The organism is Kineococcus esterisolvens, from assembly GCF_050871405.1.
Classification (GTDB): domain Bacteria; phylum Actinomycetota; class Actinomycetes; order Actinomycetales; family Kineococcaceae; genus Kineococcus.
Window position 1 is genome coordinate 1 of record NZ_JBJLRI010000064.1, and the last position, 23,670, is coordinate 23,670.

A 23,670-nucleotide genomic window follows, 5' to 3' on the forward strand; every position below is an offset into this window, starting at 1 on the left:
CCCCCCCCCGCCCCACCCCCCCCCCCCCCCCCCCCCCCCCCCCCCCCCCCCCCCCCCCCCCCCCCCCCCCCCCCCCCGCCCCCCCCCCCGCCGCACCGGCGGCCGGCACGTGGCCCCGTACGCGTTCGCCGCGCCGTTCGTGGTGCTGTTCCTGGTGTTCCTCGTCGCCCCCATCGTGCTGGCGCTGTGGCAGAGCATGTTCCGGCAGCGCGCCGCCGGCGGGCTGGGCTTCGGCGGCACCCGCCAGCGCGAGTTCGCCGGTCTGGGCAACTACGTGACGGCGCTGACCGACACGGGGTTCACCTCCGGGTTCGCCCGCGTCCTGCTGTACGGGGCCGTGCAGGTCCCGGTGATGCTGGTCCTGGCCCTCGTGCTGGCCCTGCTCTTCGACTCCGCGGCGGTGCGCTTCGGGCGGTTCTTCCAGGCCGCGGTGTTCGTGCCGTACGCCGTCCCCGGCGTCATCGCGGCCCTGCTGTGGGGGTTCCTGTACCAGCCGGGCGTCAGCCCGATCGTGGGCGGGTTGACCTCGCTGGGCGTGGACGTGGACCTGCTCGCCCCCGGGACGGTGCTGTGGTCGCTGGCGAACATCGCGCTGTGGTCGAACACCGGCATCAACGTCGTCATCCTGTACGCCGCGCTGCAGTCGGTGCCCGCGGAGGTGGGCGAGGCGGCCCGGGTGGACGGGGCGAGCGAGGTGCGGGTCGCGCTGAGCATCAAGCTGCCGATGATCCTGCCCGCCCTGCTGCTCACCACGCTGTCGTCGATCATCGGCACGCTGCAGCTGTTCAGCGAACCCAACGTGCTGCGCACCATCACCTCGAACATCACCAGCGACTACACGCCCAACATGGCGATCTACACGACCTCCACGGAGGCGCAGGACCCGCACCTGGCCGCGGCCATGGCCGTCCTGCTGGGCGTGTCCACGCTCGTGCTGTCGCTGGTCGTGCTGCGCATCTCGAACCGCAGGAACGGAGCACTGGCGTGAGCACCAGCACCCGCACCGGGCCGGGGGCGACACCCGGGGCACCGGCGCCGGCCCCCGCCGCCACCGGTCGCGCCCGCCGCCGCACGGCCACCAGCGCGGGGGAGCGGCACTCCACCGCCGTGCGGGTCCTGGCCACCGGTGCCGTCGCCGTGGCGACGGTGTACTTCCTGATGCCGGTGTGGTGGATGGTCGTGGCCGCCACCAAGTCCAGCACCTCGCTGTTCACCACCCCCGGTTTCTCCTTCGCCGACCCCCAGCTGCTGCAGAACCTTCGGGAGTTGTCCACCTACGACGACGGCATCTTCTGGCGCTGGGTCCTGAACACCGTCGTGTACTCCGTCGTCGGGTCCGTGCTGACCGTCCTGGTGTGCGCCGCGTGCGGGTACGCGCTGGCCATGTTCGAGTTCCGCGGCCGCAAGGTGCTGCTGGGCGCGGTGCTGGCGAGCATGCTGGTGCCCGGCACCGTCCTGGCGCAGCCGACGTACCTGCTCGTCGTGGAGCTCGGCCTGAACAACACCTACGCGGGCGTGCTGCTGCCCTCGATGGTGTACCCCTTCGGGGTCCTGCTGTGCACCGTGTTCGCCCGCTCCTCGATCCCCGTGGAGCTGCTCGAGGCCGCCCGCCTGGACGGCGCCGGGGAGCTGCGCATCTTCGTGGCCGTCGGCCTGCGGCTGATGACGACCGGGCTGGTCACGGTCCTGCTGTTCGCGTTCCTGGGCAGCTGGAACAACTACCTGCTGCCGCTGATGGTCCTGACCGACGCCGAGTTGATGCCGCTGACGGTCGGCCTGACCGGCTGGAGCCAGGCGTCCATCACCATCCCCGGCCTGCAGGTCCTCGTGGTGGCCGGCTCCCTGGTGTCCGTGGTGCCCGTCATCGGCGTGTTCATCGCCCTGCAGCGGTACTGGCGCTCCGGCCTGACGGCCGGCGGCGTGCGGTTCTGACGTGGCCGTCGAACCCGTCCTGCGCTTCCCCGCGCCCGCCGGCACCTGGGTGGAGGCCCTGCCCGTGGGGAACGGGCGCCTGGGCGCGATGTGCTGGGGCGCCGCCGACGGCGAGCGGCTGTCCCTGAACGACGACCGCGCCTGGTCCGGCCCCGTCGGGGGGCCGGTCCACGAGGTCCCCGCCGGCCACGTCGGCACCGTCGAGCGCGCCCGTGGAGCCGTGCTGGCCGGGGACCACCGCCTCGCCGAGGAACTGCTGACCCCCGTCGTGGTCCCGCACACCCAGGCGTACCTGCCGCTGGGTGACCTGCGCGTGACGTGCGACCCGCTGCCCGTGTCGCGGTTCGATCGCGGCCTGGACATGCCCACCGGGACGGCGTGGGTGCGCCGCGAGCACCCCCACGGCGGCTCCGTGCACCAGGAGACGCTCGTCAGCGCCCCCGCCGGGGTCCTGCTGCACCGCCTGCTCGCCACCGGCACGACCGTGGACGTCACCGTCGCCCTCACCTCCCCGCTGCGGGTGCGCAGCGGCGCCGCCTCCGGTGCGGGTGAGGGCGGCGCGGAGCTGGAGGCCGTGCTGGAGCTGCCGGTCGACGTGCGGCCCTGGAGCCCGGACGGGCGCGACGAGCCCGTCACCTGGGCGGCGGACGGCGCGGCGGCCCGCTGCGCGGCCGTCGTGCTGCGGGTGCGCACCGACGGCACCGTGCTGCCGGCGGGCCCGGGCGCGGCGCTGCGGGTGCTGGGGGCCCGCACCCTCGAGGTCCTGCTGGCCACCGAGGTCAGCGACACCCCCGGCGGCCCGTGCGCCGGTGAGCGGGAGGCCGTGCGCACCGCCCGCGCCCGCGTCGCCGCCGCGGCCGCCACCGGCTCGGAGGAGCTGCTGCGCGCGCACCGCGCCGACCTGTCGCCCTGGTGGGGCGAGGTCCACCTGGACCTGGGCGGCGCGGTGCCGGCGGGGACGAGCACCGGCGAGCTGCTGCGCCGGGCCGTGGACGACGACGGTTCCCGGCGCGCCCTCGTGGAGCTGGCCGTGGCCCACGCCCGGTACCTGCTGCTGGCCGGGTCCCGCCCCGGAACGCACCCGCTGACCCTGCAGGGCATCTGGAACGCGGAGCTGCAGCCGCCGTGGAGCAGCAACTACACGACGAACATCAACCTGCAGATGGCGTACTGGCCCGTGGAGGTGTGGGGGCTGGCGCCGCTGCACGAGCCGCTGCTGGCCTTCGTGCGGCGCCTGGCCTCCGCCGGGGAGGACACCGCGCGGCGCGCGTACGGCGCCGGCGGGTGGGTGGCGCACCACAACAGCGACGTGTGGGCCACCACCGGCACCGCCGGGGGCGGCTGGGCGCGGCCGGAGTGGTCGGCGTGGCCGTACGGCGGGGCGTGGCTGGCCACCCACCTGCACGAGCACGCCCGGTTCGCCGCCGACCCGCCCGCCGCGGCCCGAGAGGCGCTGCCCGTCGTGGCCGGTGCCGCCCGGTTCGTCCTGGACCGGCTGGTGCGGCTGCCCGACGGCGAGCTGGGCACCGCCCCCTCGACCTCGCCCGAGAACCGCTTCCTGGACCGCGAGGGTGAACCCCGCGCCGCCGCCGTGAGCAGCACCTGCGACCTGGCGCTGACCGCCGCGGTGCTGCGCGCGCTGCTGGACCTCACCGCCACCGCCGGGACGGCGGGCGACGGAACCGGTGACGAGGAGCTGCTGTGGCGGGCCCGCGCCGCGCTGGCGGAACTGCCCGCACCGCGCACCGGCGCGCGGGGGGAACTGCTGGAGTGGCGCGAGGAGCTGCCCGAGGCCGAGCCCGGGCACCGGCACACCTCGCACCTGGTGGGCCTGTTCCCCCTGGACCTGGTGGACCCCGCCGGACCGCTCGCGGTCGCGGCCGCCCGGACCCTGCAGCTGCGGGGCGAGGAGTCCACCGGCTGGGCGCTCGCCTGGCGGGCCTGCCTGTGGGCGCGGCTGGGCCGCGGCGACCGCGTGGGCGAGACGCTGCGGCGCTGCCTGCGCCCGGTGCCCGAGGACGCAGCGGCCGGCGCCCAGGCCGGCGGGCTGTACCCGAACCTGTTCTCCGCGCACCCGCCGTTCCAGCTCGACGGCAACAGCGGTCTGGCCGCCGCCGTCGCCGAGGCGCTCGTGCAGTCCGGCGACACCGACGTGCGGGTGCTGCCCGCGCTGCCGCCGGACTGGCCGGACGGCTCCGTGCGGGGCCTGCGCACCCGGGCCGGCGTGCAGGTCGAGCTGACCTGGCGCGCCGGTCGCCCCGAGCGCGTGGTGCTGACGGCGCTGCGGGACGCGCACGGCACCGTGCACGCCGGGCCGCCCGGCGGGACGACCCTCCTGGGGGAGTTCCGGCTGGCCGCCGGCGAGCGCACCGAGGTGCCGCCGACCCCCTTCCCGACCCCGAACACCGAGGAGCAGACGTGAAGCTGATGCGCGTGGGAGCACCGGGCCGCGAGCGCCCGGTGGCCCTGCTGGAGGACGGTTCGGGTGCCGACCTCGGCGGCGTCCTGGACCCGCAGCGCCCCTGGACGGGGGAGGACCTGCGGGCGGCCGCAGCCGCTGTCGCCGGTGGGACCCTGCCGCGGGTGGACCTGGCCGGGCTGCGGGTCGGCCCGCCGCTGCCGCGCCCGGTCACCGTCGTCTGCGTGGGCCTGAACTACCGCGACCACGCCGCGGAGACCGGGTCCCCGCTGCCCGCCGAGCCGATCCTGTTCCTGAAGTCCCCGGCCACCGTGGTGGGGCCGAACGACGAGGTGCTGGTGCCGCGCGGCAGCGTGAAGACCGACTACGAGGTCGAGCTCGGTGTCGTCGTCGGCCGCCGGGCGCGCTACCTGGAGACCGCGGAGGAGGGGCTGGCGCACGTCGCCGGGTACGTCGTCTCGCACGACGTGTCCGAGCGGGAGTTCCAGCTCGAGCGCGGTGGCCAGTGGGACAAGGGCAAGAACTGCGAGACGTTCAACCCGATGGGCCCCTGGTTCGTCACCGCCGACGAGGTCCCCGACCCGCAGGCGCTCGGCCTGCGGCTGCGGGTCAACGGCGAGCTCCGCCAGGACGGCACCACCGCCGACATGGTGTTCGGCGTCGGCGAGCTCGTCGCGTACATCAGCAGGTTCCTCGTGCTGGAACCCGGTGACGTCGTCAACACCGGGACCCCGGCCGGTGTCGCGCTCGGCCACCCCGACCCCAAGCCCTACCTGCGCGCCGGTGACGTCGTCGAGCTCGAGATCGGCGGCCTGGGCCGGATGCGCCACCCCGTGGGAGACGCCCGATGAGCACCTTCACCCGGTTCGAGACGCACGACGTGCGGTTCCCCACCTCCCGCGACCTCGACGGGTCCGACGCGATGAACCCGGACCCCGACTACTCCGCGGCCTACCTCGTCATCGGCACCGACGACCCCGACGGCCTCACCGGGCACGGGTTCGCCTTCACCATCGGCCGCGGCAACGACGTGCAGGTCGCCGCGATCCGAGCGCTGGCCGGGCACCTGCTGGGCCGGGACGTGCAGGAGGTCCTCGGCGACATGGGCGCCACCTGGCGCTCGTTCGCCGACGACTCGCAGCTGCGCTGGCTGGGCCCGGAGAAGGGCGTCATGCACATGGCGGTCTCCGCGGTCGTCAACGCGCTGTGGGACCTGAAGGCCAAGCGCGCCGGCCTGCCGCTGTGGGACCTGCTGGCGCGCATGAGCCCCGAGGAGCTCGTCGCGCTGGTGGACTTCCGCTACCTCACCGACGCGCTCACCCCCGAGCAGGCGCTGGACCTGCTCACCGCCGCCGAACCCGGCCGCGCCGCCCGCCGCGAGGAGCTGCTGCGCACCGGGTACCCCGCCTACACGACGACCCCCGGCTGGCTGGGGTACTCCGACGACAAGCTCGTGTCCCTGTCCCGGCAGGCCGTGGCGGAGGGTTTCACCCAGATCAAGCTGAAGGTCGGCGCCAGCGTGGCCGACGACGTGCGCCGGCTGCGGCTGGCCCGCGAGGCCGTCGGCCCGGACGTGCGCATAGCCGTGGACGCCAACCAGCGCTGGGACGTCGCCGAGGCGGTGGAGTGGATCGGCGCCCTGGCGCCGCACGACCCGTGGTGGGTGGAGGAACCCACCAGCCCCGACGACGTGCTGGGCCACGCCGCGATCCGCCGCGCCGTGGCGCCGGTGAAAATCGCCACCGGTGAGCACGTGCAGAACCGCATCGTGTTCAAGCAGATGCTGCAGGCCGGTTCCCTGGACGTCCTGCAGATCGACGCGGCCCGGGTCGCCGGCGTCAACGAGAACGTGGCGATCCTCCTGCTCGCCGCGAAGTACGGCGTCCCGGTGTGCCCGCACGCAGGCGGGGTGGGCCTGTGCGAACTCGTGCAGCACCTGTCGATGTTCGACTACGTGGCGCTGTCCGGGACGACGCGCGACCGCGTCGTGGAGTACGTCGACCACCTGCACGAGCACTTCGTGCACCCCGTGCGGGTGCGCGGCGGGCACTACGGGGCGCCCCTCGCGCCGGGTTTCTCCGCCGAGCTGCTGCCCGGGACCCTGCAGCGCTTCGCGTTCCCCGACGGGCCCGAGTGGCGGGCGGGCGCCGTGCCCGGGCCCCCGGTCCCACCCGCGCTGGAGGGGGACGCGCCCCCCGCACCCGCGGCGCTGACCGCCCCCGCGGACGGCGTGGCGGTGGGCGCGTGAGCGGGCCGTTCACCGGGTGCCGTGCGCTGGTGACCGGGGGGTCCTCCGGCATCGGCGCGGCCACCGCCCGGCGCCTGCTCGCCGACGGGGCGGCCGTCGCGGTCCTGGACCTGGACCCGGCCGGGGCGCCGGCGGGCACCGACGCGTTCGCCGCGGACGTCGCCGACGACGCGTCGGTGCGCGCCGCCGTCGAGGGGGCCGCCGTCGCGCTGGGTGGCCTGGACGTCGTCGTCAACAACGCCGGCGTCGGCGCCCGCGGCACCGTGGAGGACGGCGACGACGCCGAGTGGCGGCGCGTCCTGGACGTCAACGTCCTCGGCGTCGTGCGCACCACCCGCGCCGCGCTGGGGCACCTGCGCCGCTCCGGCCGCGCGGCCGTCGTGAACACCTCCTCCGTCGCCGCCTGGACGGGGCTGCCGCAGCGCGCGCTGTACTCGGCGTCCAAGGGCGCCGTGCAGGCGCTGACGCTGGCGATGGCGGCCGACCACGTCCACGAGGGGATCCGCGTGAACTGCGTGGACCCCGGCACGGTGGACACCCCGTGGGTGCAGCGGCTGCTGGACGCCTCCGGCGACCCGGACGGCGAGCGGGCCCGGCTGGCGGCGCGCCAGCCCACCGGCCGGCTCGTCACCGCCGAGGAGGTCGCGCACGCCATCGCCTCCCTGGCCGACCCGCGCTGCGGCGCCACCGGCACCGCGCTGGCCGTCGACGGCGGGATGCACTCCCTGCGCCTGCCCGCCAGGGTGTGAGGGTGCGCACCGCAGCCCTGGGCAGGACCGGTCTCGACGTCCCCGTCGTGGGGTTCGGCTGCGCGCCGCTGGGCAACCTCTACGCGGAGGTCACCGAGGCCCGGGCGCGCGCCGCGCTGGAGGCGGCGTGGGAGAGCGGGGTCCGGTGCTTCGACACCGCCCCCTACTACGGTCTCGGCCTGTCCGAGCGGCGCGTGGGCGCCTTCCTGCGCAGCGTGCCGCGAGGCGAGCTCGTCCTGCAGACCAAGGTGGGCAGGCTGCTGCGCCCGCGCAGCGGTGGACCCGTGCGCGACCCGCACGGTTTCGCCGTCCCCGGCGACACCGAGCCGGTGTGGGACTTCTCCGCCGAGGGGGTGCGCCGCAGCCTGTCCGAGAGCCTGGAGCGCCTCGGGCTGGACCGCGTCGACGTCGCGCTGGTGCACGACCCGGACGAGTTCGAGGGCGAGACGCGCCGCGGCGCCCTGCCGGAACTGCTGCGGCTGCGCGAGGAGGGCGTCGTCGGCGCCGTCGGGGTGGGGATGAACCAGGCGGCGATGCCCACCCGCTTCCTGGGGGAGTTCGACCTCGACGTGGTGCTGCTCGCCGGCCGCTACAACCTCGTGGAGCAGGACGCGCTGGACGACCTGCTGCCCGCCGCGCAGCGCGCCGGGACCGCCGTGGAGCTCGGCGGGGTGTTCGGCTCGGGGTTGCTGGCCGCCGCCGAGCCCGCCGACGACGCGACCTACTCCTACGCCCCCGCCCCGCAGGGGGTGCTGCGGCGGGCGCGGCGCCTGGCCGCGATCGGCGCCGAGCACGGCACCACCCTGCCCGCGATGGCGGTGCAGATGGCCCTGGCCCACCCCGCCGTCACCTGCGTGCTGCTGGGGATGCGCAGCGCCCAGGAGGTCCGCACGGGCGCCGCCCTGCCCGAGGTCCCCGTGCCCGGCGCGGTGTGGCGGCGGGTGCGCGAGGAGGGCCTGGTGCGCCCCGACGCGCCGCTGCCCGGGGACGCCGCGGCGTGACCGCACCGGCGCCCTCGGCCCCACGGGGCGTGGTGGACGCCCACCACCACCTGTGGGACCCGGCCCGCCGCCGCTACCCGTGGATGGAGCGCCCCGGCCTGGCGGCGCTGCGGCGTCCCTTCGGTCTCGCGGAGCTGCGGCGGGCGGCGGACGCCGCGGGGGTCACGGCGACGGTGCTGGTGCAGACCGTCGCCGACGCCGCGGAGACGCGGGAGTTCCTGCGCGCCGCGGCCGGCTCGGACGGCCTGGTCGCCGGCGTCGTCGGCTGGGTGGACCTGCGCTCGCCCGCCGCCGGCGACGACCTGGCGGCCCTGCGCTCCGCGCCCGGCGGGGAGCTGCTGCGCGGCGTGCGGCACCAGGTGGAGGACGAACCCGACCCCGACTGGCTGCGGCGCGCGGACGTGCGCCGCGGCGCCGCCGCCGTCGCCGCGGCGGGCCTGGTGCACGACCTGCTCGTGCGCCCCGACCAGCTGCCCGCCGCCACCGCCCTGGTCCGGGAGCTGCCCGGCGCGGTGTTCGTGCTCGACCACGCCGCCAAACCCCCGCTGGATCCGGCCGGGTTCGCGCGGTGGCGGCGGGGCACCGCCGACCTGGCCCGCTGCGGCGACGTGTCCTGCAAGCTCTCCGGGCTGTTCACGCTGCTGCCGCCCGGCGGTGGCGACGAGCTCCTGGAACCCGTGGTCGACCACCTGCTGGAGGTCTTCGGCCCGCACCGCCTGCTGTTCGGCACCGACTGGCCGGTCAGCACCCTCGCGGCGGAGCACGGGGAGGTCGTCGGGCGCACCGCCGCGCTGCTGCGCGGCCTCTCGCCCGGTGAACGGGCCGCGGTCCTCGGCGGCACCGCCGGAGCGGTGTACGACCTGCGGTGAGACCGCACCCGGGCCGTTCCCGCGCGTCGGCCGGGCGCGACGATCAGGTCCGGGAGCGGTCCGGCACGGCGGCCGCGGTGCTCCCCGCCGTGCCGGGTGGCTGTGCCCCCACTGGCCCTGCTGGCCCCGCTGGCCCCGGCGACCCGGCTGCGGGTCGTTCCGGCGCGGGCCCGGCTGACGCCCCGCCGCGGCGCGCTCCACGCAGCCTGCGCTCGGCCGGTCTCTCGACCAGCACGAACGCGGCCCCGGCGACGGCGGTGGCGACGAGGAGGAAGGCGAGGCTCAGCGCGCCCGCCGCCACCGGGTGCAGGTCCGGTGTCCCGATGAGGCGGGCGATGAGCCGGACCGTGCTGTAGTGCGTGAGGTAGAGGGCGTAGGACCACTCGCCCAGCAGGACGACGGCGGGCAGCGACCACAGCGTGCGCTGCCCGCGCAGGTCCGTGGAGGCGGCGGCGACCAGGACCAGGACGATCGCCGGGAGCACGAGCGCGTCGACGACGCCGTGCCGGGAGCCGGGCTGCGCCGCGGCCAGGGCGAGGAACGTCGCCGTCAGACCCCCGACGGCCAGCGCCAGCGGGACCCGGGTGCGCAGCCCCTGCCGCACCGCCACGGCCAGGGCGATCCCGGTGGCGAACTCCCCGACGCGGTACGCGGGGCAGATGTAGGCGAACCAGTGGTCGTAGACGGGGGAGAACCCGAAGGCGAGCTCGAGCAGGACGGTGCCGACGGGCAGCACCCACCACCGCGTCGCCCGGACCACGGCCGTGACCGGTCCCACGACGAAGGGGAAGAGGAGGTAGAAGAAGGCCTCCACCGACAGCGACCAGCTGGGGCCGTTGGCGGCACCGAAGTAGAAGGACTCCTGAGGCACCCAGGCGTGCAGCAGGAACAGGGCGGCTCCGACGGCCACGAGGCTCTTGTCGGCGTGCGTCAGCACGTTCACCCCGGCCGCGGCCAGGGTCGTGAGGAGGTGCATCGGGTACACGCGGGCGAAGCGCCGGCGGTAGAAGACCTTGAGCGGGACCCCCGGGCCCGCCGACCACGTGAGGACGAAACCCGAGAGGACGAAGAAGAAGGTGACGCCCGTGTACCCCACGGACGAGTAGCGGGCGAGGACGCTCCCCGGCGCGAGGACCGGCAGGACGTGGTGCAGCACGACCACGGCGGCCGCGAGGTACCGCAGGCCGGTCAGCGACGGCAGCCGCGGCGGCCGGACGGGAGAGTCACCCACCCGGGGACCATCGGCACGCCGCGGTGCGGATCGGCGCCCTCGGCACCGGTGTTCACCCGAACGGCCCGCTCCGGCTGCCCGCCCGTGGGCACGGGCGGGCCCTGCCCGGCGCCGGCCCGCCGCGGAGGGAGCCCGGGGTCACCCCACCGCGCCGGGGTCCTGCGCCCCGGAACCGGCGACGAAGTCCTCCACCGCCAGCAGGTGGTTGCCCATCCGCAGCCGCGCCCGGTCCGGGTCGTGCGCCTCCAGCGCGCGCAGGATCGCCCGGTGCTCCTCCAGGGTCCGCGCCACGGCGCCCTCGTCGGAGATCGCCCGCCACACCCGTGCGCGCGCCGTGCGGCCGGCGAACGCGTGCACCAGCGAGGCCAGCACCGGGTTGGCGCTGGCCGTCGCCACCAGGTCGTGGAAGCGGATGTCCGCCTCCACGAACGCGTGCGGGTCCGCGGCGCCCTCCCCGGCCGCCGCCAGGGAGTCCTCCAGGGCGCGGCGCAGGTCCTCCAGCTGGGCCTCGTCGGCGTGCAGGGCGGCCTGCCCGGCCGCCTCCGTCTCCAGCACCCGCCGCACCGAGTGCAGGGCCTGCGCCCCCGGCGGCTGCTGCAGGTCCACCAGGAACGCCATCGGCGTCAGCAGCAGCGAGGAGTCCAGGGCCGTCACGTACGTGCCCGCGCCCTGGCGCGACTCCAGCACGCCCATGAGCGAGAGCGCCCGCACCGCCTCGCGCAGCGGCCCGCGCGAGACGCCCAGCTCGCGGGCCAGGTCCGCCTCCACCGGCAGCTTCTGGTTCGGCCGCAGGACGCCCTCGGCGAGCATCCGCTTGATGCCTTCGACGACGACGTCGGTCTGCGAGCGCGCTGCGGACCGGTCCGCGTCGACCACGTGCCCCTCCCCACCGTCTCCCCAGAGGCAGCGAGCGTAGTGCGCGCACGAACCCCGGAAGCGTTTCGACACGCACCGCCGGCGGCCCGTGGGCGGCCGGCCGGTGGGCGCCGCGGACGCCGGCCCGTTCAGGCCGGGCACACCCCGGTGTCGGTGCCGTCGTCCGCCACGCGCGCGGCGAACTCCTCGGAGTCCAGCACGGGCGCGTACCCCAGCTCGGCGCGGGCGGCGGTGAGGTCCCAGTGCTGCCGGGTGTTCGCCGACACCGCCGGGTAGGCGCCCAGGCGGACGTCGCGGGCGTCGACCTCCAGCGCCCGCACCACCACCTGCTGCAGGTCCGCCGGACCCAGCCAGCTCGCCAGCTGCGAGCGCTGCGCCGGTTCGGGGACCGTGGCGCCCAGCCGCAGCCCCACCGTGCTCAGCGCCCCGCGCCGGGTGGCCACCGAGGCGACGGCCTCGTCGAACGCCTTCGTCGCCCCGTACGGGCAGCACGGCCGCGGCGGCCACGCCGCGTCCACGGGAACCCGGCCGTCGGCCTCGTGCGCGCCCATCGCGTGCACGGAACTGGCGAACACCACCCGCCGCACCCCGGTCCGCTCCGCCGCCGCGAGCAGCGCCGCGAAACCCTCCACGTTCGGCCCGCGCAGTTCCGCCCAGCTCGCCGACGGGTCCGGGTTGCCCGCCAGGTGCACCACGGCGCCGACCCCGTCCAGGGCGCGCTCCAGCGCCGCCGGGTCCGTCAGCTCGCCCGTCACCGTCTCGGCGCCGGGGTGCTCGGCGGCCGTGCGGTCGAGCAACCGCAGCGGCCGGCCCTCCAGCCCCGGCAGCAGCTGCCCGGCCACCCTGCCCGCCGCACCCGTCACCAGTACCCGTTCCGCGTCCACCCCCGCAGCTTCGCGCACCGCGCCCGGGTCCGCCCTGCGGCGCCGGGGGGCTCACCGAGCGGAGGACGCGGCGGCCGTGCCGCGCTCCCACCATGAGGGCCGTGCACCCGACACAGCCGACGCACCCGACGCACCCGACGCACCCGGCCGTCCGCCCCCGCGCCACCGCCCTGTCCGAGCGCGTGCCCGCCCCGGACCTGGCGCGGGGCGCGCTGCTGCTGTTCATCTGCCTGGCCAACGTCCACCACTACCTGTACGCGCGCCCGGCGGGGGTGCGCGGCTACCCCGCGGCCGGCGCGATGTCCGCGCTGGACCGGGTCGTGACGGTGCTGCAGACGAGCCTCGCCGACGCCCGCGCGTTCCCGATGTTCTCCATCCTCGTCGGGTACGGCACCTGGCAGCTCGTGCGCCGGCGCCTGGGGACGGGCACGACGCCGCCGGAGGTGCGGCGCCTGCTGCGCCGGCGCGGTGCGGCCCTGCTCGCGGTGGGCGCCCTGCACGGCGTGCTGCTGTTCTCCGGCGACATCGCCGCCACCTACGGGCTGCTGCTCGTGCTGCTCGCCGGGACCCTCGCCGCGCCCCGCGCGCGCGGGCTCGTCGTCCTCGCCGTCACCGGCACGGTCCTCGCCGGTGCCGCGGGGCTCACCGTGGCCCTGCCGGGGGCGGAGGACGCTGCAGCGCTGACCTCCGTGACGCAGGAGACCGTGCCGGCGGCCCTGCTGACGCGGGCCGTCGAGTGGGGCTCGGCCACGCTCCTGCAGCCGCTGCTGGTGTTCGGGGCCGTGGCGATCGGCGCGCTCGCCGCCCGCCGCGGGCTGCTGGACGACCCGGCCCGGCACCGCCGCACCCTGCTGGCCGTCGGCGCCGGCGGCGTCGCGCTCTCCGCCGCGGGCGGGTTGCCGCTGGGCCTGCTGGCCGCCGGCGCGTGGGAGACCGGCACCACCGGAACCCTCCTGGCGGGGGGCCTGCACGCCCTCACCGGTTACGCCGGCGGTGCCGGGTACGCGGCCCTCGCCGGGTTCGTCGTGGTCTCGGCGTCCCGCCGCGGCGGGTTCGGCGCACCCGGCCGCGTCCTGGTCGCGCTGGGCCGGCGCTCCCTGTCCGGCTACCTCGGGCACTCCGTCGTGTTCGCCGCGCTGCTGCCCGCCTCCGCCCTCGGGCTCGGCGCCGAGCTGGGCGTCGCGCAGGCGGCGCTGCTCGCCGCCGGCACGTGGCTGCTGCTGCTCCTGGGCGCGGCGGCGCTGGAGCGCACCGGCGGGCGCGGTCCCGCCGAGGTGCTGCTGCGCCGCCTCACCTACGGGCGCCCCCGCTGAACCCCGGCTCGCGCCGCGCCGCGGCACGCCCGACAGTGGGCGGGTGCCGGAGGGGGACAGCGTGTACCGGGTGGCGCGCACCCTCGACGCCCGCCTGCGCGGCACGACGGTGCGCACGGCGGACCTGCGGGTCCCGCGGCACGCCACGGCCGACCTGACCGGCGCACGGGTCCTGGGCACCGTCCCGCGCGGCAAGCACCTGCTGACCCGCTTCGACCTCGACGGTTCCGCGCTGACCCTGCACACCCACCTGCGCATGGACGGTTCCTGGACGGTCCTGGCCCCCGGCAAGGTGCTGCCGCGCCGGCTGGACCCGGACGTGCGGGTGCTGCTGCGCACCACCGGCCCCACCGCCGCCGGGCTGAAGCTGGGCGTGGTGGAACTGCTGCCCACCGCTGAGGAGGCCGGCGTCGTCGGCCACCTCGGCCCCGACCTCCTCGACACCGGCACCCCGCTGGACGAGCTCGTCGCGCAGGCGGTGCGCAACCTGGCGCGGGAGCCGGGACGGCCGCTGGCCGCCGCGCTGCTGGACCAGCGCGTGCTCGCCGGGCTGGGGAACCTGTGAGTGAACGAGCTGTGCCACCTGCGCGGGCACCTGCCCACCACACCCGTCGGGCAGGTGGCCCTGGAACCCCTCGTGCGGCTGGCGGTGCGGATGCTGCGGTTCTCGATCAGCCCCGGCGGTGCCCACCAGGTCACCACCGGCGACACCCGGCCCGGCCGGCGGCACTGGGTGTACGGGCGCGCGGGGCAGCCGTGCCTGCGGTGCGGCACGCCCGTGCGGGTGGCGGCGGAGGTTCCCGGCGACGCCGAGCGCCGCCGCACGTGGTGGTGCCCGAACTGCCAGCGCTGAGGGGCCCCACCGGGTGCGCAGCGTCGACGGGCGCGCCGACGCCGGTGTCGACGGGGACGCGGTGCACGCACCGCTGCGCAGCGCCCAGCACCGCGAGGCGACCGCCGGGCGAGCCCGCCCGGCGGAACGCCGCCACGCCCACCGGTGACGTGAGCCCCCGGCAGCGCGGGGTGCCTCACGCGCCGCCGGCCGCCAGGGGTGCGATCTCGCCGAAGCTCACGGCACCGTCCTCGTCGAGGCGCGCGCGCAGGACACCGCCGTAACCCTCCTCGACGAGCTTGTCGAGCAGGGGCTGCATGCGCTTGGCCTGGCGGACGAGCGCCACCCGGTACCCCTCGGCGGCCATCTCGCGCTGGCGGCGCACCAGTTCACCGGCGGGCACGTCGGGGGAGTGGACCAGGGCCACGGCGCGCGAGCGGTCGGCCTCCACCCGCAGGTGGTCGGCGATGCGCTCGAAACCGATGGAGAAACCGCACGCGGGCAGGTCGCGGCCGCTGAAGCGGCCCACCATGTTGTCGTAGCGGCCACCGCCGGCGATCGAGGACCCCGAGCCCTCCAGCGCCATCTCGAAGATGGGGCCGGTGTAGTAGCCCATGCCGCGCACCAGGCTCACGTCGAACACGACCGGCAGTTCCGGTGCGGAGACAGCCAGCGCCGCACCGATCTCGCCCAGGCGCGCCACGGCGGCGGCCGGCACCGCACCCGGCAGCGCATCGGCCAGCGCGCCCGGCGAGGACAGGTCGGTGATCGTCAGCAGGCGCCCCAGCGCGGACTCCAGCGCGCTCACCAGCTCGTCGGCGAACCCCTTGGCGCGCAGTTCCGCCATGACGCCGTCCAGGCCGATCTTGTCGGCCTTGTCGACGGTGATGAGGACGCTGCCGTGGTCGTCGGCGGCGAAACCGCACCCGGTGAGCAGGCCGCCGAGTACCTCGCGGTCGTTGATGCGCAGCGTGGTGCCGGCCAGGCCGAGGCGCTGCAGCGCGGTGTGGGTGGCCGTGACCAGTTCCACCTCGGCGATGGCGCCGGGCTCGCCGACGATGTCGATGTCGCACTGCACGAACTGGCGGTAGCGGCCCTTCTGGGGGCGCTCGGCGCGCCACACCGGCCCGATCTGCAGCAGCTTCGCGGGGGTGCGCAGCGCCGCGGCGTTCGTGGCGACGTAGCGCGACAGCGGCACCGTCAGGTCGAAGCGCAGGCCCAGGTCGGCGGCCTCGGCGGGCTTGAGGGCCTCGTCCGGGTCCAGCCCGCGGCGCAGCACCTTGAAGAGCATCTTCTCGTTCTCGCCGCCCTGCCCGGACTCCAGGCGGCTGAGCTCCTCCAGCGCCGGGGTCTCGACCTCGTCGAAGCCGAAGGAGCGGTAGACCTCGCGGATCACCCGCAGCGCGTGCTCCCGGCGGGCCTTGTCGGCGGGCAGGACGTCGCGCATGCCACGTGCGGGGACGATCTTCGGGGCCATGGCGCCCATGCTAGTGGCCCCCCGCGGACCCCCCGGGGTCCGCTCCCTCCCCCGCGCACGACCACCGCGGGGGAGGGGGTGCGGGTGGGTCAGGGGGCGCCGCGGGCCACGAGGCCCTCCAGGGTGGCGCGGGCGCCCCGCTCGTGCAGCGACGCCAGCGTCGCGGTGTACTCGGCGACGAACCGCCCGTCGTCCACGAGGTCGCCGAACAGGCTGCGGTCCGCCAGGAACGCCGTGGGCTCGGTGCGGTTGCGCTGCGCCGTGGCGACGAGGCGCCCGGCCAGGCGGTCGGAGACCTGGATCGGGTCGCCCTGCTCGTCCACGCCCTCGGCGTAGCGGGCCCAGCTGGCCACCACCGCGGCGCCGCGGAAGAACTCCCCGCCGTGCGCGAGCTGGTGGCGCACCACCGGCAGCAGCCACTTCGGGATGCGGTCGGAGCTCTCGTTGCACAACCGCGCCACCGTGTCGCGCACCTCGGCGTTGGAGAACCGGATGATCAGCTCGCGCCGGTAGGCGTCCAGGTCGATGCCCGGCACCGGGGGCAGCGTGGGGGTGCCCTCGCGCTCCATGTACGCCAGCAGGAACCGCGCGAACAGCGGGTCCTGCGCGACCTCGTGCACCAGCCGGTACCCGGCCAGGTGGCCGAAGTAGCACAGCGCCTGGTGGCTGGCGTTGAGCAGCCGCAGCTTCATCAGCTCGTACGGCTCGACGTCGCCGACGACCTGCACGCCGACGTCCTCCAGGGGCGGGCGGCCGTCGCTGAAGTCGTCCTCCAGCACCCACTGCACGAACGGCTCGCACACCACCGGCCAGGCGTCGTCCACCCCGAGGCGGTCGCGCACCTCGGCGCGGTCGTCGTCGGTGGTGCCGGGGGTGATGCGGTCGACCATCGAACCGGGGAAGCGGACGTTCTCGTCCACCCAGGCGCCCAGCTCGGGGTCCCTGGCCCGCGCGAAGGCGGTGAACACCTTGCGCGCCACGTGCCCGTTGCCCTGGATGTTGTCGCAGGACATCACCGTGAAGGGCCGCAGGCCCCGGTCGCGACGCCGGCGCAGCGCCTCGGTCACCAGCCCGAAGCTGGTGCGGGCGGCCCGCCCGCCCCCCAGGTCGGCGGCGACGTCCGGGGCGTCCAGCAGGAACTCCCCGGTGACGGCGTCGATGTTGTAGCCGCCCTCGGTGACGGTGAGGGAGACGATGCGGATGCGCTCGTCGGCCATCGCCTCGATCGCCGCCTCGGGGTCCTCCGGGGCCAGGGTGAAGTCCAGGATCGAGCCGATCACGCGCGGTTCCCGCGTGCCGTCCGGGTGCTTGAGCACCAGGGTGTACAGCCCGCCCTGGGCGTCCATGACCTCCTTCATGCGCGCGTCCTGCGGCAGCACGCCGACGCCGCGGATGCCCCAGTCCATCGCCTCGCCCCGCTCCATGAGCCGGTCCAGGTACATCGCCTGGTGCGCGCGGTGGAAGCCGCCGACCCCCAGGTGCACGATGCCGGGCGTGACGGCCGAGCGGTCGTAGGAGGGCACCGGCACCCGCTCGCCGACCTCCGCGAGGTTCTGCGGGGACAGGGCGACGGCGGAGGTGGTCGAGGTCACTTGACGGCTCCGAGGGACAGGCCCTGGACCAGCTTGTCCTGGGCGGCGAAACCGGCGACCAGCACCGGCAGGGAGACGATGGTGGCCGCCGCGCACAGCTGGGCCAGGAACAGGCCCTGGCTGGTGACGAAACCGGTGAGGAACACCGGGGAGGTCTGGGCGACGACGGCGGTGAGGGTGCGGGCCAGCAGCAGCTCGTTCCAGCTGAAGATGAAGCAGATGAGCGCGGTGGCCGCGATGCCGGGCACCGCGACGGGCGCGACGACCGATCGCAGCGTCCGGATCAGCCCGGCACCGTCGATGGAGGCGGCCTCGAGCATCTCCACGGGCACCTCCGCCAGGAAGGAGCGCATCATCCACACCGCGATCGGCAGGTTCATGGCGGTGTACAGCAGCGCCAGGTAGGTGATGTTGTCCAGCAGATCGGCGTAGCGGGCGAACAGGTAGAGCGGCAGGACCGCGGCGACGATGGGCATGAACTTCGTCGACAGGAAGAAGAACATGACGTCGGTCCAGCGCTTGACCGGCCGGATGGACAGCGCGTAGGCGGCCGGGATGGCCAGGCACAGGACGACGACCGTCGAGACGACCGACGCCGACAGCGAGTTGATCAGCGGCGGCCACGGGCCGGCCGCGAAGAAGCTGCGGTAACCCTGCAGGGTCAGCTCCGCCGCGATCGAGGGCGGGTTGGTGGCCGCGTCGGTCTCGGAGTGGAACGAGGTCAGGACCATCCACAGCACGGGGGCGACGAAGAGCAGGCCCACGACCCAGGCGAGCAGTCCCCACAGCGGGTTGCCGCGGTGCAGTTGGCGGGCGCGGCGCTCGCGGCGGCTGGTGGGCACGTGCCCGGCGGTCGGGCGCACCTCGGTGGCGGTGGTGCTCATCGGGCTCCCTCCTCCTTGAACATGGTCGAGACGACCCGGAGCGCGAACGTGGCGATGACGATGGTGCCGATGACGACGACCACGCCCATCGCGGAGGCGAGCCCGTACCGCCCGGCCTGGAAGAACGTCTGGTAGATCGTGTAGGGCAGGTTCGCGGTGCCCAGGGCGCCGGAGGTGATGGTGAACACGGCGTCGAAGTTCTGCACGATGTAGATGGCGCCGAGCAGGGCGCCCAGCTCCAGGTACTGCCGCAGGTGCGGGAACGTGAGGTACCGGAAGATCTGCCAGGCGCTCGCGCCGTCCATGCGGGCGGCCTCCACCGCGTCGCCGGGCTTGGACTGCAGCCCGGCCAGCAGGATGAGCATCATGAACGGGGTCCACTGCCAGATGAGCGCCACCTGGATGGAGATCATCGGGGCGACCGTCAGGTACTCCGGCTGCGGGGGGTCGTCGCTGCCGAACAGGCCCCAGACCCAGGTCAGCACGCCGTTGAGCAGGCCGTAGGAGGGGTTGAACAGCGCGTGCTTCCACAGCAGCGCGGCGGCGATGGGGACCACGAGGAAGGGTGCGATCATCATGGTGCGCACCGCACCGCGGCCGAGGAACTTCCGGTCCAGCAGCAGCGCGATGAGCATCCCCAGGACCAGGCTGACGCCCACGACCACGACGGTCAGCACGACGGTGTTCCAGACCGACTCGCGCAGCCGGGCGTTGGAGAAGACCTCGACGTAGTTGTCGACGCCGATGAAGTCGCGGTCACCGGGGCGCAGCGCGTTCCAGTTGGTGAAGGAGATGACGATCGTGGTGAGGAACGGGATCTGGGTGGCGACGATCAGGAAGACGAACGCCGGCACCAGCGGTGCCCGGCGGGCCCAGTCCGAGACCCTCCGGGCGCCGGTGCTGGAGGTGGTCGGCGGAGGGGTGACGGCGGTGCCGGCGGCCGGCCGCCCGCTCGGGGTGTCGGTTCCCGTGCTCATCGGTGTGCTCCTGCGGGAGTCGGTGTCGAGAAGTGCGCGGCCGCTGCCGGCCGGCGGGGCGGTGGGATCACTCCTGGTAGACCCGGGTCACCTGCTCCTCGGCGACCTGCTGGCCCTGGGCCAGGGCGTCGGCGACGCTGGTCTGACCGGCGATCGCGGAGCTGACGAACTGCGAGACCTGCGTGGCCATCGCGGCGAACTCCGGGATGGCGACGAACTGGATGCCGGGCGCCGGGCGCGGCTGCACCCCGGGGTTCTGCGGGTCGGCGGCGAGGATCGCGTCGCGGGTCGCCTCGTAGAAGGGGCCCGCCTGTTCCTGGTACTGAGGGTTCTCGTAGGTGGAGGTGCGCTTGCCGGCGGGCACGCGCGCCCAGCCGAGCTGCTCGCCGACGAGCTCCTCGTAGCCCTGGCTGGACGCCCAGGAGATGAACTCCCACGCGTCCTCCTTGTTCTGCGAGGCCTCCTGGATGCCCCACGCCCAGGTGTACAGCCACCCGGAGGAGTCGGTCTCGACGACCGGTGCGGCGACGTACCCGATCTTGCCGGCGACCGGCGAGCCCTCGGCCTCGAGGGAACCGGCGGCGGAGGTGGCGTCGTACCACATCGCCACGTTGCCCTGCGTCATGTTGTTCAGGCACTCGGTGAAGCCGGCCTGCGGGGCGCCGGCCTCGCCGTGCGCACGCACCAGATCGACGTAGAACTGCGTGGCCTCGGTGAACTCCGGGGAGTCCACCTTCGCGGTCCAGTCCTCCTCGAACCAGGTGCCGCCGAAGGTGTTGACCACCGTGGTCAGGGGTGCGAAGACCTGCCCCCAGCCGGGCTGGCCGCGCAGGCAGATGCCGCGCATGCCGGGCTGGACGTTGTCGACCCGGGCGGCGAGGTCGGCGACCTGCTGCCAGGTGGGGTTGGCCGGCATCGTGAGGCCGGCCTGCTCGAAGACGTCCTTGCGGTACATCAGGAACGAGGACTCGCCGTAGAAGGGCTCGGCGTAGACGGAACCGTCCTCGCCGGTCAGCGAGGACTCCATGGCGGGCAGGATGTCGTCCTGGTCGAACCCCTCGTCGCCTTCGAGGTACTCGTCCAGCGGTGCCAGCCAGCCGTTCTGCGAGTAGAACGGCACCTCGTAGTTGGAGATCGAGGCGACGTCGTACTGGCCCGCCTGGCTCGAGAACTCCTGCGTGATCCGGTCGCGGACGTCGTTCTCCGGCAGGACGGTGTAGTTCACCGTGATGCCGGTCTCCTCGGTGAACCGCGGGGTGAGCTCCTGCAGGTCCACCATCTGCGGGTTGTTCACCATGATGACGCTGATGCTGCCGCCGGCCTCACCGTCCCCGCCGCCCCCGGCGGCGCCGCCGCCGGCCCCCGAGCAGCTGGTCAGCAGGAGCGTCCCGCTGAACGCCGCCGCCAGTGCCACGCGCCGCGTGTGACTCCCGAGCATCGTGCCCTCCGTGTCTTCGTCGACAGGTCTTCGGCCGTTCCCCGCTCCGGGTCCGGCGGTCGGTGCCCTTCGCGCTCATCTGAGCGCTACAGTCTCAGGTGTGCGATAGTGGCGCGGGCCGCGGCGGGCTGTCAACCCGCCGCGCGGTCCACCCGCTCACCCGGGGACGAGGAGGAGGACGCGATGGCGAAGACGCTCGCGCGGGGCACCACCACGAGCGGGCTGGCCCTGGCCGCCGCCGTGGCCCGGCGCTTCCACGTCGAGGGGCGGACCAAGGTCGACATCGCCCGGGACCTGGGCATCAGCAGGTTCAAGGTGGCCCGGCTGCTGGCCGACGCGCAGGAAGCCGGTCTCGTCCAGATCCGCGTGCTCGTGCCCCCGTCGCTGGACGGCGAGCTGGGGGAGGCGCTGCGTGCGCGCTTCGGGCTGCGCGCCGCCTACGTGGTGCGCCCGGACGGTGAGCCGATCACCGCGCAGCGGCTCGCCGTCGCCCAGTTCACCGCCGGGCTGCTGGAGGAGACCGTGCTGCCCGAGGACGTCGTCGGCCTCGCCTGGGGGCGCACCGTCTCCCAGCTCGTCGCGGCCCTCTCCGCCCCCCTGCGCACCCGGTTCGTGCAGCTGGCCGGCGCCCTGCCCCGCCCCGACGTCGAGGGCAGCGCCGTGGACCTCGTCCGCCGCGCCGCGGAGGCCACCGGTTCCAGCGCAGCCACGTTCTACGCGCCCCTGGCGGTGCCCGACGCCACCACCGCCGACAGCCTGCGGTCCCAGCCGGAGATCGCCCGGGCGCTCGCCGAGCTGGACACCCTCACGCGCGCCGTCGTCTCCGTGGGCGCCTGGCTGCCCGGGCAGTCCACCGCGCTGGACTCCCTGGACGACGGCACCGGCGCGCTGCTGGCGCGCGCCGGTGTCGTCGCCGAGGTCACCGGTGTGCTCATCGGCGCCGACGGCGCGGAGGTCGCCGGGCTGGCCGACCGCGTCGTGGGCGTCACGGGTGAGCAGCTGCGCCGCACCGGCGACGTGCTGGCCATGGCGTGCGGCGAGGAGCGCGCGCAGGCGACGGCCGCCGTGCTGCGCAGCGGGCTCGTCTCCACGCTCGTCACCCACGCCGAGCTGGCGCGGGAGGTCCTGCGCCGGCCGTGAGGCGGAGGGCCGGGGGCGTCAGAAGCCGGCGACCTCGTGCGGCTCGTACGGGGCCTCCAGCTCGGCGACCTCCTCGTCGGTGAGCTCCAGCTCGAGCGCGGCCACGGCGTCGTCGAGGTGGTGCGGTTTCGTGGCCCCCACGACGGGGGCGACGACCACGGGGTTGCGCGCCACCCACGCCAGCGCCACCTGCGCGCGCGGGACCCCGCGGCGCTCGGCGACCCGCGCCACGGCCGCCACGACCCGCTCGTCGGAGTCGCGGTACAGCGTCTTGCCGAACTCGTCCTTCTCCGAGCGGTTCGTCGCGGCGTCCCAGTCCCGGGTCAGCTTGCCCCGCGCCAGCGGGCTCCACGGGATGACGCCGACGCCCTCGTCCGCACACAGCGGCAGCATTTCGCGTTCCTCCTCGCGGTAGAGGAGGTTGTAGTGGTCCTGCATGGTGGCGAACCGCGTCCAGCCGTTCGCGTCCTGCAGGTGCAGGGCCTTGGCGAACTGCCACGCCCACATGCTGGAGGCGCCGATGTAGCGCACCTTGCCGGCCTGGACGACGTCGTGCAGCGCCTGCAGCGTCTCCTCGACCGGCGTCGTGGGGTCCCAGCGGTGGATCTGGTAGAGGTCGACGTGGTCGGTGCCCAGGCGGCGCAGGGAGTTGTCGAGCTCGGTGAGGATCGCGTGCCGCGACAGGCCCGCGCCGTTGGGCCCCGGTCGCATCCGGCCGTGCACCTTGGTGGCGATGACGACCTCGTCGCGCGGCACCTGCTTCAGGAGCACCTCGCCGAGGATCTCCTCCGAGGAGCCGTTCGAGTAGACGTTCGCGGTGTCGAAGAAGTTCACCCCGGCGTCCAGCGCCCTGCGCAGGAACGGGGCGCTCTCGTCCTGCGGCAGCGTCCAGGGGTGCCCGCCGCGCCCGGGGTCGCCGTAGCTCATGCAGCCGAGGCAGAGGCGGGAGACCTCCAGGCCGGTGGAACCCAGCTTCACGTAGTCCATGGCTCCGATCCTTCACCCGTCCGTCCCGGTGCGCCCCTCGCCGCGGCGGCACGTGGGGTTGAGCCCCGGGGACTCGTGTCGCGCGAGTCGGCGACGTGCGCCTCGGGCACCGTCAGCAGGCTCAGGAGGACGGTCGTGAGCGCCCCCCCGCACGCCCCGGTCACCACCGCCCTCGCCCGGAGGGCCTCGTCATCGACCTGCGGGGCCGCGCGCGGCGTGGAAGGGCCGGAGAGCGGGACCGGTCGTCGGCCGTGACCAGCGGGGGGTACCTCTCCCCGCGAGCGAGGGCACCCCCCCAGCCCGACTCGCCTCGAGCCGGTGGGGTTTCGCGCATCTCCGAACCCACGGGTGGGGAGGGCGTCCCGACGCACGGTGAGGTGCGCTCGACTTCGCGGTCTCGTCGAGAGGCGGTAGATCGTTCGCACTGCGGATCAGTCAGCGCAGTACACGCATCAGCGGTGTGACACTGCGAGCTGTGCCGGACAGGTGAGGGGTGTGAGAGCACTGCAGCCCGACCGGGAGACGCGCTTCCGGGCGTTGTACGCCCAGGCGTACCCGGACGTCCTGCGCTTCGCTGCGCGGCGCGCGCACCCCTCCCGCGCCGAGGACGTCGCCCGACCTCGCGCCCCCGCCGCCTGCTCCTGCTCGGCGCGGCCGTCGCCGCCGGTGTCGGTGTCGGTGTCGTCAGCGTCAGCGTGTTCGACGGCGGGAGCGGCGAGCGGATGGCTTTCGCGTCCTGGACCCCCACCCCCACCCCCTTGAGCGAGCAGGAGGTCGAGCTGATCGGGCCGACCTGCCGGGACAAGCTCCAGGGAGGGTCC

Annotated in this window: 22 protein-coding genes; 13 read left to right on the forward strand and 9 right to left on the reverse strand. The window is 75.2% G+C overall.

All coding sequences use genetic code 11. The features are described 5' to 3' along the window. Window positions 1–109 precede the first annotated feature (109 nt). From ACRYR8_RS16775 to ACRYR8_RS16810, 8 genes are read left to right on the forward strand one after another with little or no spacing between them, the layout of a single operon-like run. The gene (locus ACRYR8_RS16775) at window positions 110–988 is read left to right on the forward strand and encodes a carbohydrate ABC transporter permease (RefSeq protein ID WP_432485788.1); all 879 of its coding nucleotides are present in this window, start codon (window positions 110–112) and stop codon (window positions 986–988) included. Beyond that, on the forward strand, window positions 985–1,932 hold the full coding sequence (locus ACRYR8_RS16780; RefSeq protein ID WP_242125181.1) for a carbohydrate ABC transporter permease: 948 nt from the start codon (window positions 985–987) through the stop codon (window positions 1,930–1,932). Before ACRYR8_RS16775 ends, ACRYR8_RS16780 begins: the two co-directional genes overlap by 4 nt. Window position 1,933: 1 nt before the next feature. Next, window positions 1,934–4,354, forward strand: a complete 2,421-nt coding sequence (locus ACRYR8_RS16785; RefSeq protein WP_432483995.1) for a glycosyl hydrolase family 95 catalytic domain-containing protein — start codon at window positions 1,934–1,936, stop codon at window positions 4,352–4,354. Next, window positions 4,351–5,202: a fumarylacetoacetate hydrolase family protein gene (locus ACRYR8_RS16790; RefSeq protein WP_432483994.1), complete on the forward strand. Its 852-nt coding sequence runs from the start codon at window positions 4,351–4,353 to the stop codon at window positions 5,200–5,202. Before ACRYR8_RS16785 ends, ACRYR8_RS16790 begins: the two co-directional genes overlap by 4 nt. After that, a complete protein-coding gene (locus tag ACRYR8_RS16795; protein ID WP_432483993.1) occupies window positions 5,199–6,599 on the forward strand; it encodes an L-fuconate dehydratase in 1,401 nt (466 codons plus the stop codon). Before ACRYR8_RS16790 ends, ACRYR8_RS16795 begins: the two co-directional genes overlap by 4 nt. Next, window positions 6,596–7,348 carry an SDR family NAD(P)-dependent oxidoreductase gene (locus ACRYR8_RS16800; protein WP_432485792.1) on the forward strand — a complete coding sequence of 251 codons (753 nt, stop codon included), beginning with the start codon at window positions 6,596–6,598 and terminating at the stop codon, window positions 7,346–7,348. Before ACRYR8_RS16795 ends, ACRYR8_RS16800 begins: the two co-directional genes overlap by 4 nt. A gap of 2 nt (window positions 7,349–7,350) precedes the next feature. Next, window positions 7,351–8,349, forward strand: a complete 999-nt coding sequence (locus ACRYR8_RS16805; protein WP_432483991.1) for an aldo/keto reductase — start codon at window positions 7,351–7,353, stop codon at window positions 8,347–8,349. Further along, on the forward strand, window positions 8,346–9,218 hold the full coding sequence (locus ACRYR8_RS16810) for an amidohydrolase family protein (protein WP_432483990.1): 873 nt from the start codon (window positions 8,346–8,348) through the stop codon (window positions 9,216–9,218). Before ACRYR8_RS16805 ends, ACRYR8_RS16810 begins: the two co-directional genes overlap by 4 nt. A 43-nt stretch (window positions 9,219–9,261) precedes the next feature. Here the strand turns inward: ACRYR8_RS16810 and ACRYR8_RS16815 are convergent, their stop codons facing one another. From ACRYR8_RS16815 to ACRYR8_RS16825, 3 genes are all read right to left on the reverse strand, one after another. After that, window positions 9,262–10,449 carry an acyltransferase family protein gene (locus tag ACRYR8_RS16815; RefSeq protein ID WP_432483989.1) on the reverse strand — a complete coding sequence of 396 codons (1,188 nt, stop codon included), beginning with the start codon at window positions 10,447–10,449 and terminating at the stop codon, window positions 9,262–9,264. Between the two features lie 138 nt (window positions 10,450–10,587). Next, a complete protein-coding gene (locus ACRYR8_RS16820) occupies window positions 10,588–11,325 on the reverse strand; it encodes a FadR/GntR family transcriptional regulator (protein ID WP_432483988.1) in 738 nt (245 codons plus the stop codon). A gap of 128 nt (window positions 11,326–11,453) precedes the next feature. Beyond that, on the reverse strand, window positions 11,454–12,209 hold the full coding sequence (locus ACRYR8_RS16825) for an NAD-dependent epimerase/dehydratase family protein (RefSeq protein ID WP_432483987.1): 756 nt from the start codon (window positions 12,207–12,209) through the stop codon (window positions 11,454–11,456). A 101-nt stretch (window positions 12,210–12,310) separates the two neighbouring features. Between ACRYR8_RS16825 and ACRYR8_RS16830 the strand changes: the two genes are divergently transcribed. The 4 genes from ACRYR8_RS16830 to ACRYR8_RS16845 are packed head-to-tail and all read left to right on the forward strand — an operon-like array spanning window position 12,311 to window position 14,523. Further along, complete coding sequence (locus tag ACRYR8_RS16830; protein ID WP_432483986.1) at window positions 12,311–13,522, forward strand: DUF418 domain-containing protein; 1,212 nt, start codon at window positions 12,311–12,313, stop codon at window positions 13,520–13,522. A 43-nt stretch (window positions 13,523–13,565) separates the two neighbouring features. Then, on the forward strand, window positions 13,566–14,087 hold the full coding sequence (locus ACRYR8_RS16835; RefSeq protein WP_432483984.1) for a DNA-formamidopyrimidine glycosylase family protein: 522 nt from the start codon (window positions 13,566–13,568) through the stop codon (window positions 14,085–14,087). Next, entirely contained in the window at window positions 14,088–14,375 is a 288-nt protein-coding gene (locus ACRYR8_RS16840) for a hypothetical protein (protein ID WP_432483982.1), read from the forward strand. Between the two features lie 13 nt (window positions 14,376–14,388). After that, the gene (locus ACRYR8_RS16845) at window positions 14,389–14,523 is read left to right on the forward strand and encodes a hypothetical protein (protein WP_432483980.1); all 135 of its coding nucleotides are present in this window, start codon (window positions 14,389–14,391) and stop codon (window positions 14,521–14,523) included. A gap of 27 nt (window positions 14,524–14,550) precedes the next feature. Here ACRYR8_RS16845 and hisS read toward each other — a convergent pair whose 3' ends face one another. From hisS to ACRYR8_RS16870, 5 genes are all read right to left on the reverse strand, one after another. After that, a complete protein-coding gene (gene hisS, locus ACRYR8_RS16850) occupies window positions 14,551–15,831 on the reverse strand; it encodes a histidine--tRNA ligase (RefSeq protein WP_432483978.1) in 1,281 nt (426 codons plus the stop codon). Window positions 15,832–15,920: 89 nt separating this feature from the next. Continuing rightward, window positions 15,921–17,423, reverse strand: coding sequence for a mannitol dehydrogenase family protein (locus ACRYR8_RS16855; protein WP_432483976.1), 1,503 nt, complete (start codon window positions 17,421–17,423; stop codon window positions 15,921–15,923). Continuing rightward, on the reverse strand, window positions 17,420–18,307 hold the full coding sequence (locus tag ACRYR8_RS16860; protein ID WP_432483974.1) for a carbohydrate ABC transporter permease: 888 nt from the start codon (window positions 18,305–18,307) through the stop codon (window positions 17,420–17,422). Before ACRYR8_RS16860 ends, ACRYR8_RS16855 begins: the two co-directional genes overlap by 4 nt. Then, window positions 18,304–19,284, reverse strand: coding sequence for a carbohydrate ABC transporter permease (locus ACRYR8_RS16865; protein ID WP_432483972.1), 981 nt, complete (start codon window positions 19,282–19,284; stop codon window positions 18,304–18,306). The genes ACRYR8_RS16860 and ACRYR8_RS16865 overlap by 4 nt, the downstream gene beginning before the upstream one ends. 67 nt (window positions 19,285–19,351) lie before the next feature. Then, window positions 19,352–20,722 (reverse strand): ABC transporter substrate-binding protein, encoded by a 1,371-nt coding sequence (locus tag ACRYR8_RS16870; protein ID WP_432483970.1) that lies wholly within the window; start codon window positions 20,720–20,722, stop codon window positions 19,352–19,354. A 183-nt stretch (window positions 20,723–20,905) separates the two neighbouring features. On the opposite strand from ACRYR8_RS16870, the gene ACRYR8_RS16875 reads away from it, so the two are divergent. Further along, window positions 20,906–21,862: a sugar-binding transcriptional regulator gene (locus tag ACRYR8_RS16875; protein WP_432483968.1), complete on the forward strand. Its 957-nt coding sequence runs from the start codon at window positions 20,906–20,908 to the stop codon at window positions 21,860–21,862. An 18-nt stretch (window positions 21,863–21,880) separates the two neighbouring features. Here the strand turns inward: ACRYR8_RS16875 and ACRYR8_RS16880 are convergent, their stop codons facing one another. Then, window positions 21,881–22,849 (reverse strand): aldo/keto reductase, encoded by a 969-nt coding sequence (locus ACRYR8_RS16880; protein WP_432483966.1) that lies wholly within the window; start codon window positions 22,847–22,849, stop codon window positions 21,881–21,883. Between the last annotated feature and the right edge of the window lie 821 nt (window positions 22,850–23,670).